The sequence below is a fragment of the Achromobacter sp. T5-5 genome, from assembly GCF_055397965.1.
In genome coordinates this window covers 4,378,346-4,396,352 of the sequence record NZ_AP027919.1, presented here as the reverse complement: position 1 = coordinate 4,396,352, position 18,007 = coordinate 4,378,346, and the positions used below count along the sequence as shown (strand labels likewise).

At 61.3% G+C, this 18,007-nt stretch carries 9 protein-coding genes, 2 tRNA genes and 3 rRNA genes; 10 read left to right on the top strand and 4 right to left on the bottom strand.

Features of this window, described 5'->3' with window-relative positions; translation table 11 throughout:
• Positions 1–120 precede the first annotated feature (120 nt).
• From ACZ50Q_RS19910 to ACZ50Q_RS19900, 3 genes are all read left to right on the top strand, one after another.
• On the top strand, positions 121–1,926 hold the full coding sequence (locus ACZ50Q_RS19910) for a monovalent cation:proton antiporter-2 (CPA2) family protein (RefSeq protein WP_464079366.1): 1,806 nt from the start codon (positions 121–123) through the stop codon (positions 1,924–1,926).
• A gap of 134 nt (positions 1,927–2,060) precedes the next feature.
• Positions 2,061–2,291, top strand: a complete 231-nt coding sequence (locus ACZ50Q_RS19905) for a hypothetical protein (RefSeq protein WP_076519852.1) — start codon at positions 2,061–2,063, stop codon at positions 2,289–2,291.
• A gap of 220 nt (positions 2,292–2,511) precedes the next feature.
• Positions 2,512–3,984: a GGDEF domain-containing protein gene (locus ACZ50Q_RS19900; protein WP_464079365.1), complete on the top strand. Its 1,473-nt coding sequence runs from the start codon at positions 2,512–2,514 to the stop codon at positions 3,982–3,984.
• 95 nt (positions 3,985–4,079) lie between these two features.
• On the opposite strand, the gene ACZ50Q_RS19895 is transcribed toward ACZ50Q_RS19900, so the two are convergent.
• A complete protein-coding gene (locus tag ACZ50Q_RS19895; RefSeq protein WP_092581604.1) occupies positions 4,080–4,781 on the bottom strand; it encodes a DUF3053 domain-containing protein in 702 nt (233 codons plus the stop codon).
• Between the two features lie 308 nt (positions 4,782–5,089).
• Positions 5,090–6,553, bottom strand: coding sequence for a ribonuclease G (rng, locus tag ACZ50Q_RS19890; RefSeq protein ID WP_076521997.1), 1,464 nt, complete (start codon positions 6,551–6,553; stop codon positions 5,090–5,092).
• 890 nt (positions 6,554–7,443) lie between these two features.
• Here rng and ACZ50Q_RS19885 point away from each other — a divergent pair.
• The 5 genes from ACZ50Q_RS19885 (at position 7,444) to rrf (ending at position 12,772) form a co-directional block, all read left to right on the top strand.
• A 16S ribosomal RNA gene (locus ACZ50Q_RS19885) occupies positions 7,444–8,974 on the top strand.
• 132 nt (positions 8,975–9,106) lie between these two features.
• A tRNA-Ile gene (locus tag ACZ50Q_RS19880) sits at positions 9,107–9,183 on the top strand.
• 24 nt (positions 9,184–9,207) lie between these two features.
• A tRNA-Ala gene (locus tag ACZ50Q_RS19875) sits at positions 9,208–9,283 on the top strand.
• Between the two features lie 293 nt (positions 9,284–9,576).
• Positions 9,577–12,459 (top strand): 23S ribosomal RNA (locus ACZ50Q_RS19870).
• 200 nt (positions 12,460–12,659) lie between these two features.
• Positions 12,660–12,772 (top strand): 5S ribosomal RNA (gene rrf, locus ACZ50Q_RS19865).
• The 16S, 23S and 5S rRNA genes sit together here with 2 tRNA genes alongside, the layout of an rRNA operon.
• A 127-nt stretch (positions 12,773–12,899) precedes the next feature.
• On the opposite strand, the gene ACZ50Q_RS19860 is transcribed toward rrf, so the two are convergent.
• Entirely contained in the window at positions 12,900–14,273 is a 1,374-nt protein-coding gene (locus ACZ50Q_RS19860; RefSeq protein WP_464082018.1) for a sigma-54-dependent transcriptional regulator, read from the bottom strand.
• Positions 14,274–14,290: 17 nt separating this feature from the next.
• Here ACZ50Q_RS19860 and ACZ50Q_RS19855 point away from each other — a divergent pair, with 17 nt between their 5' ends.
• Entirely contained in the window at positions 14,291–14,428 is a 138-nt protein-coding gene (locus ACZ50Q_RS19855; protein WP_464082017.1) for a pentapeptide repeat-containing protein, read from the top strand.
• Here the strand turns inward: ACZ50Q_RS19855 and ACZ50Q_RS19850 are convergent.
• Positions 14,386–16,362 (bottom strand): sensor histidine kinase, encoded by a 1,977-nt coding sequence (locus tag ACZ50Q_RS19850; protein WP_464079364.1) that lies wholly within the window; start codon positions 16,360–16,362, stop codon positions 14,386–14,388. The genes ACZ50Q_RS19855 and ACZ50Q_RS19850 overlap by 43 nt on opposite strands.
• Before the next feature lie 268 nt (positions 16,363–16,630).
• Between ACZ50Q_RS19850 and ACZ50Q_RS19845 the strand changes: the two genes are divergently transcribed.
• Positions 16,631–17,974: a dicarboxylate/amino acid:cation symporter gene (locus ACZ50Q_RS19845; protein ID WP_092582272.1), complete on the top strand. Its 1,344-nt coding sequence runs from the start codon at positions 16,631–16,633 to the stop codon at positions 17,972–17,974.
• The last annotated feature ends 33 nt before the right edge of the window (positions 17,975–18,007 follow it).

The window sequence follows — 18,007 nt, the reverse complement described above, 5'->3', positions numbered from 1 at the left end:
TTCATTGCCGAAGTTCCTGTTTGCCATTCCCGCGGATTGCCTGAAAATGGCCGCATCCCGCGCGTAGCGGGCGGGGCCGCGTCCCGGCGCTTCGGCCCGCCATGCAACCAGGAGCGCCCCATGGCCCTGCCTTCCGAAGGCAATCAAGTCCTCAACGTCGTCGTCCTGCTCGGCGCAGCGGTGATCGCCGTCCCTCTGTTCAAGCGCCTCGGGCTGGGGTCGGTCCTGGGGTATCTGGCGGCCGGGCTGGCCATCGGCCCGTTTGGCATCGGCTTTTTCTCTGATCCGAAATCCATCCTGCACGTGGCCGAACTGGGCGTCGTGATGTTTCTTTTCATCATCGGCCTCGAAATGCAGCCCTCGCGCCTCTGGAAGCTGCGCGGCGAAATCTTCGGACTGGGCGTTGCGCAGGTCGTGGCCTGCGGCGCGCTGCTCATGGGCGTGGGCCTGCTGGCGGGCATGTCGGGCGCCGCGGCGTTCATGGCCGCGATGGGCTTCGTCCTGTCGTCCACGGCCATCGTGATGCAGATCCTGGCCGAACGCGACGAAACCACCAGCGCGCAGGGGCAGCGCATCGTGTCCATCCTGCTCCTCGAAGACCTCGCCATCGTGCCGCTGCTGGCGCTGGCCGCCTTGCTGGCCCCCGCCGGCGCGGACAACCAGGGCGATCCCTGGCTGCAATCGGCCATTGCGGTCGGCTGCATCCTCGCGCTGCTGGCGGCGGGCCGCTGGCTGCTCAACCCGCTGTTCCGCCTGCTGGCCGCCGCGCGCGCCCGCGAAGTGATGACGGCGGCCGCCCTGCTGGTCGTGCTGGGCGCGGCCCTGCTGATGGAACTGGGCGGGCTGTCCATGGCCATGGGCGCCTTCCTCGCTGGCGTCCTGCTGTCCGAATCCACCTTCCGGCATCAGCTCGAAGCGGAGATCGAACCCTTTCGCGGCATCCTGCTCGGGCTTTTCTTTCTGGGCGTGGGCATGTCGCTGGACTTGTCGGCCGTGGCGCGCGAATGGCCGCTCATCCTGGCGGGCGTCGTGGTGTTCATGCTGGTGAAGTCCGTCGGGGTCTACGTCGTGGCGCGCATGCTGCGCGCCTCGCACGCCGAGGCCCTGACCCGCGCCGCGCTGCTGGCGCAGGGCGGCGAGTTCGCCTTCGTGCTGTACAGCGCCGCCGCCGACAAAGGCATCTTCGATGCGCATACCGGGGCGGTGCTGACCGCCATCGTCATCATCTCGATGGCGCTCACGCCGCTGTGCGTGCTGGCCCTGCGCTGGCTGCTCCCCAAGCCGGCGCCGTCCATGGATGGGGTGGACGTCGCCCGCGACCTGGATGGCTGCGCCCTGATCGTGGGGTTCGGCCGTTTCGGCCAGATCGTGACCCAAGCCATGCTGGCCCGCGGCGTCAAGGTGTCCATCCTGGATACCGACACCGACGCCATCCGCGCCGCGGCAAAGTGGGGCGTGAAGGTGTATTACGGGGACGGTACCCGCATCGACATGCTGCGTTCCGCGGGGGCGGAAAATGCCTGCGCCATTCTCATCTGCATCAATGACCCGCGCGCGGCCACCCACATGGTGCAGTTGATCAAGTCCGAATTTCCGCTCGTGCGGGTGGTGGTGCGGGCCTACGATCGCATTCATTCGCTGGCGCTGGCCAAGGAAGGCGTGGACTTCCAGGTCCGCGAAACCCTGGAGTCGGCCCTGGTCTTCGGCGAAGCGGCGCTGCGCACCATCGGCGTTCCCGCGGATGAGGCCGAAGAAGTCATCCAGGACGTTCGGCAGCGCGATTCCGAACGATTCGAGCTCGAAGTGGCGGGTGGCCTGTTCGCGGGACGTTCGCTGCTATACGGAAATATGACTAGCCAACCGGATGGCAGAAACGACCGCCCGGACCGCGAAACGGACGATGCGGCCCCCAGTCCATCCCCCTAACGGCCATTTTTGGCCCTGCATTTCCGTATCTTTGCATTACTTTACGCATCATTTCATGCGCAAACCCGAACGGCTAAGGTAGATTGATCTGCATCGACGCTTCATTCAGGAAGCGCATTTGCCAGGGGGCTGCCATGCTGCTTACGGACCGTAATACGACCACGTCGCACGCGATCGGAATCGAGCTTGCCCGGCGTCAGGCCTTGACGCTTCGTTGCGGATTCTCGGGCGTGCTGACGCGCCAGTTGATGTCGCAAGCCGGCCGGGTAGGGCCGGCGTGGGCCATCGGCGCCCATCGCGAAACCGACAAGGCCCGCGGGGCGAAGGCCTTTCCCTTCCGTATCGCCGCCACCGCGGCGTCCTGACGCCCGGCCGGGCCCGCCGCGCCCGGCGCTCCATCCGCCACGCCCGTCCGGCACGCCGGCGGACGCCGCACACCCAGACCCGCTTCCCCGCGATCGACCGCCGCCCGTGGCTTGCCGCCCCGGGCGGCGGTATCTTGCGCCTGGCATCGGACACCGGCATCATCGTGCTGGACCGGATCAGACCAAGCCACCCCGCCCGCCATCGCGAAGGAGCGCCGTATTGAATTCTCGTGGGATCGTGCACCGAACCCTGTATGCGCTGGCCTGTCTGGTCGGCATCGGTATCTGTGCGGCGGCGGTCGCATTGTTATGGATGGACCGCCGCGTCACCTGGGACTCGGCCTACGTCTCGGCGCGTAACCTGGCCAGCGTGCTTGCGGCGGACATCGGCAGGACGCTGCACGTCTACGACCTGTCGCTGCAGGGGGTGGTGGAACGCCTGCGCGAGCCCGGTATCGCCAGTCTCGACCCCGAAACCCGGCATCGTTTCCTCTTCGACCGCTCGGCCACGGCGGCGTACCTGGGCGCCATCGTCGTGCTCGACCCCGATGGCAACATCCTCTACCACTCGGGCGCCATCGCCCCGCCCGCGCTGAATTTCGCGGATCGGGATTACTTCCAGGTGCACCGCGACGCGGCCGGCGTCGGCCTCTTCGTCAGCCGCTCGTACCATAGCCGCCTGCGTGGCGGCGACGAAAGCATCGCCATCAGCCGGCGCATATCCAATCCGGATGGCAGTTTTGCGGGCGTGGTGGTCGGGTCTCTGCGCACGGCGTATTTCCGCGACCGCTTCGCGGAAGTGTCGATCGGTCCGCGCGACGCCATCACGGTGTTTCGCAACGATGGCGCCGTCCTGCTGCGCAATCCCTATTCGCTCGCCGACGCGGACAGCGAGGTCGACGTGCCGCCCGACTTCCAGCAATACCTGATCGGACGCGAAGGGGCGTTTGTCGGCATGCTGTCGTCCGACGGCGTCAATCGGCTGTATGCGTTCGATGCGATCGACGGCGCGCCGCTGGTGATCGATGTTGCGCTGGCCGTGGACGACCTCCTCGAACCCTGGGTGCGGCGCGTTGCGCTGATCGTGCCCGTGACGCTGGCGCTGTTCGCGTCCGTGCTGGCGCAGATCGTCCTCTTCCGGCGCGAGATGCGCTGGAGGCAGGCGTTCGAAGCGCAGTTGGCGCTGCAGGCGCACACGGACGGACTGACCGGTATCGCCAATCGCCGCACCTTCGACGAGGCGCTGCAGACCGAGTGGGCCGCCGCACGTCGCGACCGCACGCCGCTATCGCTGCTGTTCCTGGATGCCGATCACTTCAAGCGCTACAACGACCGATACGGACACCAGGAAGGCGACGTGCTGCTCAAGCGGCTGGCCCTTGCAGTCAAGGACAAGGCCCGCCGGCCCCGCGATCTGGCGGCTCGCTATGGGGGCGAGGAGTTCGTGGTGCTGCTGCCCAACACCAGCCACCAACGGGCAACGGCCATCGGCGAAAGCATCCGGCGCGCGGTCGCCGAGCAGGCCATTTTGCATGAGGACAACGAGGGAGGCATCGTCACGGTCAGTATCGGCGTGGCCACCGCGATCCCGCAGGACGATGAATCGGCCGCGGGTCTCGTGGAGGCTGCCGACGCGGCGGTCTATCAGGCAAAGGAAGCCGGCCGCAATCGTGTCGCGGCAGCGCCGGCGTGAGCGCCGCGATGGCCGTCCGTTTCCTCGGCCCCAAAAAAACGCCCCGTCTCACGCTGGCGTGAGACGGGGCGGAGAGCAGTGTTGCGGTGGGGGGCTCAGCGGCCCAGCATCACGGCCTGCAGACGGGTCTGGGCCTGCTGCACCTGCTTTGCCTGCGTGTTCAGGTCTTGCAGAAGCTTGTTGAGCTCATCCTGCACGGCCGGGTCCTTCACCTTCACGATGGGGCCCGAAATCTCGATCTGCGACTTGTGCGCCTCGACGTAATCCGCGATCTTCAGGCTGCTGTCGAACGTGGCGTTGAGCTGCGGCAGCACGTCGCGGAACGTATCGGCGGGCAGGCTGACCGTTTTCTCGTAGGCCTTGTCGTAAACGACCTTCAAGTCCTCCGGCTGCTTGAGCTGCGCGCGGGCCGCGTCGGCCTTGGCCTGCTGTTCCTTCAGCGAGGTGTTCATGTCGTTGAGCGCGGTCTGCACCGTCTTCAGATCGTCGCGCCGGCTCACGATATCGTTCAACGAGCGCATCGCGCCCTTCTGCATGATGCCCGACAGCGGCTTGACCGATGCATCCATGCCCGCATTGAAGTCGGTGATCACTGCATACTGGGCAGCGTAGTCGCCAAAGGACTTCTTCTCTTCGTCCGTCAGTTTCGGCACACGCACGCCGGGCTTGTCGACGATGCGCGTCTGCAGGAACTGCGTGAACGCGGCGCGCTGTTCGGGCTCCTTGTCGCCGCATGCGGCCAACACCAGCGGCAAGGCCGCGATCAGCGCCACGAACGGACGAAATAGGGACTTCATTGCAATGACCTCCGGAAAAGCTAGGGGAAAACGCCAGGACGGTCCTCGACCCGGCAAAGCGCCCGCAGCTTATCGGCATCGTTTCCGAGCCGCCATTGCTTTCAAACTTCATTTCAATCGAATCGTTACGTCACACAATCTATACAACTCGGGTTGATTGGCGGCCGGGAATCGAGTAGGCGTTTGCACGCCGACGGTCGCGCGTGGCGCGTGCATCCGCACAGCCCGTGGGCCACATCTCGGGTCACACCTCGGGTCACCCCCCCCCGGGCCACCGAGTGCAATGCCGGTTCCTCCATCCAGGGAGATCAGACGAGGATGATGTCGTATTTTTCCTGCGAATACGTCGCTTCCACTTCCAGCGACACCCGCTTGCCCACAAAGTCCCCCAGCATCGCCAAGTGCTGGCTTTCCTCTTCCAGGAACAGGTCCACCACCTCCTGCGAAGCAAGAATGCGGAACTCCTTGGGGTTGAACTGCCGGGCCTCGCGCAGGATCTCGCGCAGGATTTCATAGCAGACGGTGCGCGGCGTGCGCACATTGCCACGCGACTCGCACATGGGGCAGGGCTCGCAAAGCTGATGCGCCAGCGAATCGCGCGTGCGTTTGCGCGTCATCTCCACCAGGCCCAGTTGCGTGAATCCGTTGACCGTCATGCGGGTGCGATCTCGCGACAAGGCTTTCTTCAACTCCGCCAGCACGGTATCGCGATGTTCCTGTTCCTCCATGTCGATGAAGTCCAGGATCACGATCCCGCCCAGGTTGCGCAACCGGAGCTGCCGCGCAATGGCCTGCGCGGCTTCAAGGTTGGTCTTGAAGATCGTATCGTCGAAATTGCGGCCGCCCACGAAGCCGCCGGTATTGACGTCAACCGTTGTCAAGGCTTCGGTCTGGTCGATGATCAGATAGCCGCCCGACTTCAGGTCCACCCGGCGCGACAGCGCCCGCGCAATCTCGTCGTCCACGTTGGCCGTATCGAACAGGGGGCGTTCACCGCTGTAGTGCTGGATGCGGTCCACCACCGACGGCGTGTAAATGCGCGCCCATTCCAGCATGGCCGCCGTGGTCGTGCGCGAATCCACCAGAATCGATCCGGTCTCCGGCCCCACCATATCGCGCAGCACCCGCTGCGCGAGCGTCAGGTCCTGGTGCAACAGGGCAGGGGCGGGCTGCGTGCGGGCGGCAGCCTGGACGCTCGTCCACAGCTTGCGCAGATACTCCACGTCCGCCGTCAGTTCCGCATCATTGGCGCCCTCGGCCTGCGTGCGGACGATGAAGCCGCCTTTCTCGTCCGTGGGCATCAGGGCCTGCAGCCGCTCCCGCAACTGAATGCGCTCGGACTCGGAATCGATCTTCTGCGAAATGCCGATGTGCGGATCGTGGGGCAGATACACCAGCATGCGCCCCGCCATGCTGATCTGTGTGGAAAGCCGCGCGCCCTTCGTGCCCAGCGGATCCTTGACCACCTGCACCATCAGGGTCTGTCCCTCGAAAATCAGCTTCTCGATAGGGGTCGGCGTGAGTCCCTGGCTGCGCTCGGCACGATTCTCGCGAAGATCCGCAATATGGATGAACGCCGCGCGCTCCAATCCGATGTCGATGAAGGCGCTCTGCATTCCAGGCAGCACTCGCACGACCCGCCCCAGATAAATGTTGCCCACGTGGCCCCGCTGGATGCTTCGTTCCACATGCAGTTCCTGGACCGACCCCTGTTCCACCAGCGCGACGCGGGTCTCAAAAGGGGTGACGTTGATCAGGATGTCTTCGCTCAGGGCGATCGCGGGGGGCATAAGGGGTTCGTCTCCAATAAGCTGCGGCGTGCAGGCGAATAGTAAACGTACATACTAGTCTCCCGAGCAGGGGGCACGCGACGTCTATATATATAGGGAAGACGACAGGCGCGCCATTGCGCTCCCCAATCTTGGCGCGCCCGCGTCACGGCCCCGCCGCGCCAACAATGAATTTGCGACATGTGCATGACAGCCAGAAAATCTGTGCTATAGTCTCGCTCCTTCGCAGTTCAAGCAGTTCTGAACCGCGAAGCCAAGCAAGTGCAACAGGCGGACGGGGCAACCCACCACCGCCTGCCGCGAAGGCAATCAGTCATGAGCGCCAAGCGGTTATTGCAAGGATCGACGCAAATCAGGCAGAAGCCAGTTGCAAGATCTGCAAAAATTGTGCTATAGTTTTGGGCTTGGCAGTTGCCGAAAATTCAGGGTTTACCCTGATGTTTCGATAGCTGCTAAGGCAGGGCGAAAGCCCTGGCGAGACCTGAAGAGGTCGCGGCAAGAAAGCGAAGTTAAAAACGACGCTGACTTGACAAGCGATAAAAACTTCTTCATAATCTCGTTTCTCTGCTGCAACGACAGCGACGACGCAAAAGCGAAGTTGGCCGAAGTTGAAAGCAGAAGCAGTACAGAATTTAGCAGTACCCGCTCTTTAACAATTAAACAACCGATAAGTGTGGGCGCTTGATGTGAGTGCAGCGGTTTGGGTTTCGGCCTTAATCGCAAGCACAAGAAATCAAGTGCTCACTAGAAGTGAAGTACCTTAGACGTCAAGTTTAAGAACATACCTCACTTCCTTTGAGTAGCGACGTATGACCTGGTTTGAATTGGCGTAAGCCAAGGTGGACCAAGAATACGAAACAAATACAGAGATTAAACTGAAGAGTTTGATCCTGGCTCAGATTGAACGCTAGCGGGATGCCTTACACATGCAAGTCGAACGGCAGCACGGACTTCGGTCTGGTGGCGAGTGGCGAACGGGTGAGTAATGTATCGGAACGTGCCTAGTAGCGGGGGATAACTACGCGAAAGCGTAGCTAATACCGCATACGCCCTTCGGGGGAAAGCAGGGGATCGTAAGACCTTGCACTATTAGAGCGGCCGATATCGGATTAGCTAGTTGGTGGGGTAACGGCTCACCAAGGCGACGATCCGTAGCTGGTTTGAGAGGACGACCAGCCACACTGGGACTGAGACACGGCCCAGACTCCTACGGGAGGCAGCAGTGGGGAATTTTGGACAATGGGGGAAACCCTGATCCAGCCATCCCGCGTGTGCGATGAAGGCCTTCGGGTTGTAAAGCACTTTTGGCAGGAAAGAAACGTCCCGGGATAATACCCCGGGAAACTGACGGTACCTGCAGAATAAGCACCGGCTAACTACGTGCCAGCAGCCGCGGTAATACGTAGGGTGCAAGCGTTAATCGGAATTACTGGGCGTAAAGCGTGCGCAGGCGGTTCGGAAAGAAAGATGTGAAATCCCAGAGCTTAACTTTGGAACTGCATTTTTAACTACCGAGCTAGAGTGTGTCAGAGGGAGGTGGAATTCCGCGTGTAGCAGTGAAATGCGTAGATATGCGGAGGAACACCGATGGCGAAGGCAGCCTCCTGGGATAACACTGACGCTCATGCACGAAAGCGTGGGGAGCAAACAGGATTAGATACCCTGGTAGTCCACGCCCTAAACGATGTCAACTAGCTGTTGGGGCCTTCGGGCCTTGGTAGCGCAGCTAACGCGTGAAGTTGACCGCCTGGGGAGTACGGTCGCAAGATTAAAACTCAAAGGAATTGACGGGGACCCGCACAAGCGGTGGATGATGTGGATTAATTCGATGCAACGCGAAAAACCTTACCTACCCTTGACATGTCTGGAATGCCGAAGAGATTTGGCAGTGCTCGCAAGAGAACCGGAACACAGGTGCTGCATGGCTGTCGTCAGCTCGTGTCGTGAGATGTTGGGTTAAGTCCCGCAACGAGCGCAACCCTTGTCATTAGTTGCTACGAAAGGGCACTCTAATGAGACTGCCGGTGACAAACCGGAGGAAGGTGGGGATGACGTCAAGTCCTCATGGCCCTTATGGGTAGGGCTTCACACGTCATACAATGGTCGGGACAGAGGGTCGCCAACCCGCGAGGGGGAGCCAATCCCAGAAACCCGATCGTAGTCCGGATCGCAGTCTGCAACTCGACTGCGTGAAGTCGGAATCGCTAGTAATCGCGGATCAGCATGTCGCGGTGAATACGTTCCCGGGTCTTGTACACACCGCCCGTCACACCATGGGAGTGGGTTTTACCAGAAGTAGTTAGCCTAACCGCAAGGAGGGCGATTACCACGGTAGGATTCATGACTGGGGTGAAGTCGTAACAAGGTAGCCGTATCGGAAGGTGCGGCTGGATCACCTCCTTTCAGAGCTTATGTGCTCGTGTTAAGCGTCCACTCTTATCGGTTGTTTGATATAGCTGGGATCAGTTGTAGGCTTGGGTCGAGGGAATCTTCCCTGGGTCTTCAGCTTCCTGACTGCTGATCCGAGAAGGTTTTGGGTCTGTAGCTCAGTCGGTTAGAGCACCGTCTTGATAAGGCGGGGGTCGTTGGTTCGAATCCAACCAGACCCACCAGGTATTTCGCGGCAAGCGAAGTATGGGGGTGTAGCTCAGCTGGGAGAGCGCCTGCTTTGCAAGCAGGATGTCATCGGTTCGATCCCGTTCACCTCCACCATCGATTTTCAAGTCGCCTGGTAGATGTAGAGGCCAACTCATAGTGTCGTCATCAACGATCCTATGAGTTGGGTTTTACCCAACAGCTATATTTGTTCTTTAACAATCTGGAAGAAGCACAACGAAAATGTGTTCATCGAGTAATCAGCGTTGCTGATGAAGATGGGCACGGGTTGTGATTGCATTAATTTTGTTCCAAGTTCTCAAGACTGGGGTGATAAGCCTCAGACTGCTTTGAAACTTATGAACGGCACAAACGCTAATACTCAGGTCCTATAGCCTACAGCGTTATAGGATCAAGCGACTAAGTGCATATGGTGGATGCCTTGGCGATCACAGGCGATGAAGGACGTAGTAGCCTGCGAAAAGCTGCGGGGAGCTGGCAAACAAGCTTTGATCCGCAGATATCCGAATGGGGAAACCCACCGCAGCAATGCGGTATCCCTAGCTGAATACATAGGCTAGTGGAAGCGAACCGGGTGAACTGAAACATCTCAGTAGCTCGAGGAAAAGAAATCAACCGAGATTCCGAAAGTAGTGGCGAGCGAAATCGGAAGAGCCTTTACGTTTTAGCATGCAAGATAATCGAACGGAATGGAAAGTCCGGCCGTAGCAGGTGATAGCCCTGTAGATGAAATTTTGTGTGTGGAACTAAGCGTAAGACAAGTAGGGCGGGACACGTGAAATCCTGTTTGAAGATGGGGGGACCATCCTCCAAGGCTAAATACTCGTGATCGACCGATAGTGAACCAGTACCGTGAGGGAAAGGCGAAAAGAACCCCGGAAGGGGAGTGAAATAGATCCTGAAACCGTATGCATACAAACAGTAGGAGCCTCCTTGTGGGGTGACTGCGTACCTTTTGTATAATGGGTCAGCGACTTACATTCAGTGGCAAGGTTAACCGAATAGGGAAGCCGTAGCGAAAGCGAGTCCGAATAGGGCGATTCAGTCGCTGGGTGTAGACCCGAAACCAGATGATCTATCCATGGCCAGGTTGAAGGCACGGTAACACGTGCTGGAGGACCGAACCCACTAATGTTGAAAAATTAGGGGATGAGCTGTGGATAGGGGTGAAAGGCTAAACAAATCTGGAAATAGCTGGTTCTCTCCGAAAACTATTTAGGTAGTGCCTCAAGTATTACTGCGGGGGGTAGAGCACTGTTATAGCTAGGGGGTCATGGCGACTTACCAAACTATGGCAAACTCCGAATACCCGCAAGTACAGCTTGGGAGACAGAGCACCGGGTGCTAACGTCCGGACTCAAGAGGGAAACAACCCAGACCGCCAGCTAAGGTCCCGAATTATCGCTAAGTGGGAAACGAAGTGGGAAGGCATAGACAGTCAGGAGGTTGGCTTAGAAGCAGCCATCCTTTAAAGAAAGCGTAATAGCTCACTGATCGAGTCGTCCTGCGCGGAAGATGTAACGGGGCTAAGCGATAAACCGAAGCTGCGGGTGTGCACATTGTGCACGCGGTAGGAGAGCGTTCTGTAAGCCTGCGAAGGTGGCTTGTAAAGGCTGCTGGAGGTATCAGAAGTGCGAATGCTGACATGAGTAGCGATAAAGGGGGTGAAAAGCCCCCTCGCCGTAAGTCCAAGGTTTCCTGCGCAACGTTCATCGGCGCAGGGTGAGTCGGCCCCTAAGGCGAGGCAGAGATGCGTAGCTGATGGGAAGCTGGTTAATATTCCAGCACCGTCGTACAGTGCGATGGGGGGACGGATCGCGGAAGATCATCAGGGTGTTGGATGTCCCTGTTGCTGTATCGAAGATGGCGCTTAGGCAAATCCGGGCGCGTAAATCAAGGGTATGGCACGAGCGAGCATTGCTTGCGAAGTGATTGGAAGTGGTTCCAAGAAAAGCCTCTAAGCTTCAGCTGTACGAGACCGTACCGCAAACCGACACAGGTGGACGGGATGAATATTCCAAGGCGCTTGAGAGAACTCAGGAGAAGGAACTCGGCAAATTGATACCGTAACTTCGGGAGAAGGTATACCCCGGTAGTGTGAAGCGCCTGCGCGCTTAGCATGATGGGGTCGCAGAGAATCGGTGGCTGCGACTGTTTATTAAAAACACAGCACTCTGCAAAGACGAAAGTCGACGTATAGGGTGTGACGCCTGCCCGGTGCCGGAAGGTTAAGTGATGGGGTGCAAGCTCTTGATCGAAGCCCCGGTAAACGGCGGCCGTAACTATAACGGTCCTAAGGTAGCGAAATTCCTTGTCGGGTAAGTTCCGACCTGCACGAATGGCGTAACGATGGCCACACTGTCTCCTCCTGAGACTCAGCGAAGTTGAAGTGTTTGTGATGATGCAATCTACCCGCGGCTAGACGGAAAGACCCCATGAACCTTTACTGTAGCTTTGCATTGGACTGTGAACCGGCCTGTGTAGGATAGGTGGGAGGCTTTGAAGCGTGGTCGCCAGATCACGTGGAGCCATCCTTGAAATACCACCCTGGTTTGTTTGCGGTTCTAACCTTGGTCCGTTATCCGGATCGGGGACAGTGCATGGTGGGCAGTTTGACTGGGGCGGTCTCCTCCCAAAGTGTAACGGAGGAGTTCGAAGGTACGCTAGGTACGGTCGGAAATCGTGCTGATAGTGCAATGGCATAAGCGTGCTTGACTGTGAGACTGACAAGTCGAACAGGTGCGAAAGCAGGACATAGTGATCCGGTGGTTCTGAATGGAAGGGCCATCGCTCAACGGATAAAAGGTACTCTGGGGATAACAGGCTGATACCGCCCAAGAGTTCATATCGACGGCGGTGTTTGGCACCTCGATGTCGGCTCATCTCATCCTGGGGCTGTAGCCGGTCCCAAGGGTATGGCTGTTCGCCATTTAAAGAGGTACGTGAGCTGGGTTTAAAACGTCGTGAGACAGTTTGGTCCCTATCTGCCGTGGGCGTTGGATACTTGACGGAGCCTGCTCCTAGTACGAGAGGACCGGAGTGGACGTACCTCTGGTGTACCGGTTGTCATGCCAATGGCATTGCCGGGTAGCTAAGTACGGAAGAGATAACCGCTGAAGGCATCTAAGCGGGAAACTCGTCTGAAGATTAGGTATCCCGGGGACTTGATCCCCCTGAAGGGTCGTTCGAGACCAGGACGTTGATAGGTCGGGTGTGGAAGCGCAGTAATGCGTTAAGCTAACCGATACTAATTGCCCGTGAGGCTTGATCCTATAACACTGATGGTTATGACCTGGTGTATAGCGTTCCAAGTGTCGTTCAATACAAATTACTGGCTGCCCCGTCAGCAGCCAGCCAACACCAATTACACCCACTGTGCGTGATCATCGAGCCCAAGCTCTGACCACCACACGTTGCGCTTCTTCCAAGATTGGAGCCGTTGCCTTAACCCGCAACCGCTCAACCCGTTACGCCTGACGACCATAGCAAGGTGGTACCACTCCTTCCCATCCCGAACAGGACAGTGAAACGCCTTTGCGCCGATGATAGTGGACGGACGTCTGTGAAAGTAGGTCATCGTCAGGCTTTTATTGTGCAAACCCCCGCAGGGATACCCTGCGGGGGTTTGTTTTTTGTGCAGAGTGAATTGATTGATTGAACCCCTCGCGGCTTGCGCCGCGAGGGGTTTTTTATTTGGACAGACGTTCTCCGGTCACAGCGGGGCTCGGGGCTGCGTGCCGACGTATTCCTGGCGGTCGATGCCGTGGCGTTGGAGTTTGTCGTAGAAGGTCTTGCGGGGGATGCCGAGCGCGTCGAGGGTGGCTTTGATGTCGCCTTGGTGCGCGGCGAGCGCGTCGCGGATGACTTGGGCTTCGTACCGTTCCATGCGCTCGGGCAGGCTGAGCGAGCCGGCTTGCGCCGGAACGGGCTCTAGGGGCGGATCGTTCAAGACGCCCAGCACGAAGCGTTCTGCGAAGTGGGCGAGTTCGCGCACGTTGCCCGGCCAATCGTGGGTCATGAGATGCTGGCGGATCGCTGCGGGCATGTCGGGAATGTCTCGGTGGAAGCGGCGGGAGGCGTGGCCCAGGTAGTGGGCGAAGAGCAGGGGAATGTCCTCCCGGCGCTCGCGCAGCGGGGGGAGCCGTATCGTGACGACGTTCAGGCGGTAAAACAGATCTTCGCGAAACTTGGCCCGGAGGGCGGGGCTGCCCAAGTCTTCCTTTGTCGCTGCGACGACGCGCAGGTCGAGGTTGCGCACTTCGTTGCTGCCCAGCGGCGTGATCTGCCGCGATTCGAGCACGCGCAGCAGCTTGACCTGCAAGGCGAGCGGCATGCTTTCGATTTCGTCGAGGAACAGGGTGCCGCCGCTGGCGTGTTCAATGCGTCCGATGCGTTTTTTCTGGGCGCCGGTGAAGGCGCCGGCTTCATGCCCGAAGAGTTCGCTTTCGATCACGCTTTCGGGGAGCGCGCCGCAGTTGATGGCGACGAGCGCGCGGTGCCTGCGGCGGCTGAGGCGATGCAGTGCCGTGGCGACGACCTCTTTTCCCGTGCCGGTTTCTCCTTCGACGAGCACGTCCACGTCGGCGTCCGCGATGTGGCGCAAGGTCTGCTTGATCCGTTGCATGGCGGGGGTGGTGCCGATGAATGGCACTTCATCGGCTTCGACGGCGAATGCGGCTTCGCGAAGGCGTCGGTTTTCGAGGACCAGACGGCGTTTTTCGGCAGCGTGCCGGATGGCCGCGACCAGGCGGTCGGCGGGGTAGGGCTTGGACAGGAAGTCGTATGCGCCCTCCCGCATGCACTGAACCGCCGTGGCGATGTCGCCATGGCCGGTGATGAGGATGACCGGGATGTCGGCATCCACGTTGCGCAGTCGCTGGAAGAGTTCGAGCCCGTCCATGTCGGGCATGCGGATGTCCGTGACGACCACGCCGTCGAAGTCGCGGTCCAATGCGGGCAGCGCGGCGCGCGCGCGGGCGTGTGCATCGGTCTGGATGCCGTGAAGCGTGAGGGTCTGCACGGCCGCGCGGCGCAGCTCCTCGTCGTCGTCGATAAAGACGACGCGCGGAGCGGCAGGCCGGGGCAGGCTGTCGTCGGACGAACCTGCGGCAGGCGACCCTGCGGCAGGCGACCCTGCGGTGGGCGACCCTGCGGCGGTCGGACCTGCGGCGGGCGGACCATTGGCGGGCGTTTGGGAATCAGGAGCGCGGGTCATGGCTGTTGCTCGATGCAGGATGTTGAGCCGGCGTCTTGCGCAGGGTCAGGATGAACAGGGCGCCGCGGTCAGGCGCCGCGGGGAAGGAGGAGCCGGCGTCCGGGGGATAGGCGGCGCGCAGCTCTCCGCCGAACTCGGCGACGATGTCGCGGCTGATGACCAGGCCCAGGCCCAGGCCGTCCGGCTTGGTGGTGTGAAATGGCGTGAAGAGGTGCGCGCGCGCCGCGTCCGACAGCCCCGGGCCGTTGTCGTGAACGTATAGCAGCACGGTTTCCCCCGCATCGTGCAGGGTCAGGACGATCCTGCCCTCCGGCAGGCCTTCAAGGGCTTCCAGGCCGTTCTGCAGCAGATTGACCAGCACCTGCTCCAATCGGACCCGGTTGGCCTGCACGCTGCAGTGCGTGCTGCGGGGCGGGCTCTGCAGGACGACGCCCTGCCGCCGGGCGCGCGGGCCCACCAGCAAGAGCGCGCCTTCCAATGCTTCCATCAGGTCGGTCGGCCCGACCGTGGCGCCCGCCTTGCGCGAAAAGGCGCGGAGCTCGCCAGTGATGTGGCCGATGCGGTCGGTCAGGGCAGCGATGGTGCCAAGGTTTTCCTGGACGGCGCCCTCGTCGCGGCGCCGCAGGAATTCGCCGGCGTTGTCGGCGTACGCGCGGATGGCGGCCACGGGCTGGTTGATTTCGTGCGCCACGCCCGCCGCCACCTGGCCCAGCAGTGCGAGCTTGCTGGCCTGCACCAGTTCATCCTTCATGGTGTGAAGCTGGGACTCGGCGCGCTGGCGCTCGTCCATTTCCTGGACGAGCTGTTCGTTCACGTCGCGCAATTGCGCCGTCCGCTGGTCGACCAACGCCGCCAGCTGTTGCTGGATGGCGGCTTGCTGCTCCGCGCGTTCGAGGTTGCGGTGACGGCGGTACAGCACCATGCTCACCAACGCCGCCAGCATGCTGAGCGCCAGCGCCGTGCCCAATTGGGCGTTGGCGGTGGCCTGGTTGACGGCCGCTTGCACGGGCGACAACTGGTGCAGCGTCCAGCCTGGCGATTCGATGACAGGCAAGGTGGTGTGCAGCAACGCGGTGCCGGCGGCGGCGCGCGGCAAGGCGTCTTCCGTGCGCACGAGCTGGCCGTTGCTGGCGGCCTGGAGCGGCGGCGTGACGGGCAGCGGCTGGAACCTGGCATCGCCGAACTGCAGGCTGGTGCGCAGGGATTGCGCGAGGGCGGGCGCGAGCGGCGCCAGCACCTTGAAACGCCAGTCGGGCAGGTTGCCGAGCAGCACGACGCCGTGCTCGTCGGTCACGAAGATGGCGGCGTTGGCTTGCCGCCAGTCCGATTCGAGATCCCGGAAGTCGACCTTCAGCACCACGACGCCCAGCATGGCGCCTTGCGGGCCGTCCACGCGCCGCGCGAGGTAGAGGCCGGCTTCGTGGCTGACCGTGCCCAGCGCGAAATGCTCGGCCGAGCCGCGGGTGACCGAACCCTGGAAGTACGGCCGGAATTCGTAGTCGACCCCGACGAAGGTCGCGGGCTCGCGCCAGTTGCTTGCGGCGATCGCCAGGCCCTTTTTGTCGAGCACGTAAATCGCCGACGCGCCCACTCCGCGGCTGAGGGCCTCGAGTTTTTGGTCGAGCGCTTCGATCTGTGCCTTGCCGGCCCCTTGCAGGGCCGCGCGCAGGTCCACGTCCTGGGTCAGCACGAATGGCAGCGCCCTGAATTTGTCGAGGTTGTTGCGCAGGAGGGCGGCGTGGATCTGGCCGGCGCTGCGGGCCTGGATGGCGGCTTCGCCGAGCGCGCGGTCGCGGGCCCACTGCGCGGCCGCGTACAGCGCGACGGCGGCGAACCCGACAGCCACGCATACCCACGCGGCTCGCCATGGCCATGACCCCCGGCGCTGGCGGGCGGATGGGGGAGAGGGGGGAGCGGAGGCGGGAGGGTAAGCGTTCATGGTGTGCGATTTTCCGCACATTCTAGCGGGTTTCTGTGCGGAATTCCGCCGAAAAACGCCGGATGCAGGCCCGGGGAGATTTCAAAAGCCCATGAATATCAATGGGTTGTGGGGATGCCAGCCCTTTGCCGATCTTGGCACGGCTATTGCATATATACCTGCAAGCCGCCCGGCACACGCGCGGTGAAATCGGCTGGCAGCTGGAACGCATGGCCATAAAACAGATAACGCCCCGACGTCGCCCGCGCCAACCCGCGCGGAGCAAGGGGCCCAGGTGGGGACAATCCCAATGATCGAAGTGGATCACAGCGCGCCTGCGCGCAAGCTCAAGTTCTATCAAATCCTGTACGTCCAGGTCATTTTCGCCATCGTGGTCGGCATCCTGCTGGGCGCATTCAAGCCCGAGCTGGGCCAGCAGATGCAGCCGCTGGGCGACGCGTTCATCAAGCTGGTGAAGATGATCATCGCGCCGGTCATTTTCCTGACCGTCGCGACGGGCATCGCCGGCATGAGCGACCTGAAGAAGGTTGGACGGGTGGCGGGCAAGGCCATGCTGTACTTCCTGGTGTTTTCCACGCTGGCGTTGATCGTCGGCATGATCGTGAGCCATATCGTGCAGCCGGGCGCCGGCATGCACATCGACCCGGCGACGCTGGACCAGAAGGCGGTGTCCGGCTACGTCGCGAAGGCGCACGACTCGACCATCACCGGCTTTCTGATGAACGTGATTCCGACGACGATCTTCAGTCCGTTCGTCGGTGGCGACATCCTGCAGGTGCTGTTCGTGGCGGTACTGTTCGGTATTTCGCTGGCCATGGTGGGCGAGCGCGGCAAGCCGATCCTGAATTTCATGACCGCGCTGGCGCAGCCTATCTTCAAGATGGTGGCGATCCTGATGAAGGCGGCGCCGATCGGCGCGTTCGGCGCGATGGCCTTCACCATCGGCAAGTACGGCATCAAGTCCGTCATCAACCTGGCGATGCTGGTGGGGACGTTCTACGCGACGTCGGTGTTGTTCGTCGTGGTCGTATTGGGCCTGGTGGCCCGCTACAACGGATTTTCGATTTTCAAGCTGGTGCGCTACATCCGCGAAGAACTGCTGCTGGTGCTGGGCACGAGCTCGTCCGAAGCCGCATTGCCCACGCTGATGCAGAAGATGGAACGGGCGGGCTGCTCGAAGTCGGTGGTCGGCCTGGTGGTGCCCACCGGTTATTCGTTCAACCTGGACGGCACCAACATTTATATGACGATGGCCGCGCTGTTCATTGCCCAGGCCTGCGATATCCCGCTGTCGCTGGGCGACCAGATCCTCTTGCTGCTGGTGGCGATGCTCAGCTCCAAGGGCGCGGCCGGCGTGACGGGCGCGGGGTTCATTACCCTGGCCGCGACGCTGTCGGTGGTGCCGTCGGTGCCGGTGGCCGGCATGGCGTTGATCCTGGGCGTGGACCGCTTCATGTCGGAATGCCGCGCGCTGACCAACCTGGTCGGCAACGCGACCGCCACCGTGGTCGTGGCGCGTTGGGAAGGCGAACTGGACCAGGAGCAGTTGCACACCGCACTGGAGAGCGCCGGTACGCCCGCCGGGGCACAACCGCCGCAGGTCGCCCTTGGCGAGCCGGTGCGGCAGAGCTGAACGCGATCGCGCCGGGGATGGTACTTCGGCGCG

What these genes read in the sequence shown, in the direction of transcription:
- ACZ50Q_RS19905 (WP_076519852.1), top strand. Translation starts at nt 2,061, where the DNA reads ATGCTGCTTACGGACCGTAATACGACCACGTCGCACGCGATCGGAATC.
- ACZ50Q_RS19910 (WP_464079366.1), top strand. Translation starts at nt 121, where the DNA reads ATGGCCCTGCCTTCCGAAGGCAATCAAGTCCTCAACGTCGTCGTCCTG.
- ACZ50Q_RS19850 (WP_464079364.1), bottom strand. Translation starts at nt 16,362, where the DNA reads ATGTGCGGAAAATCGCACACCATGAACGCTTACCCTCCCGCCTCCGCT.
- ACZ50Q_RS19895 (WP_092581604.1), bottom strand. Translation starts at nt 4,781, where the DNA reads ATGAAGTCCCTATTTCGTCCGTTCGTGGCGCTGATCGCGGCCTTGCCG.
- ACZ50Q_RS19845 (WP_092582272.1), top strand. Translation starts at nt 16,631, where the DNA reads ATGATCGAAGTGGATCACAGCGCGCCTGCGCGCAAGCTCAAGTTCTAT.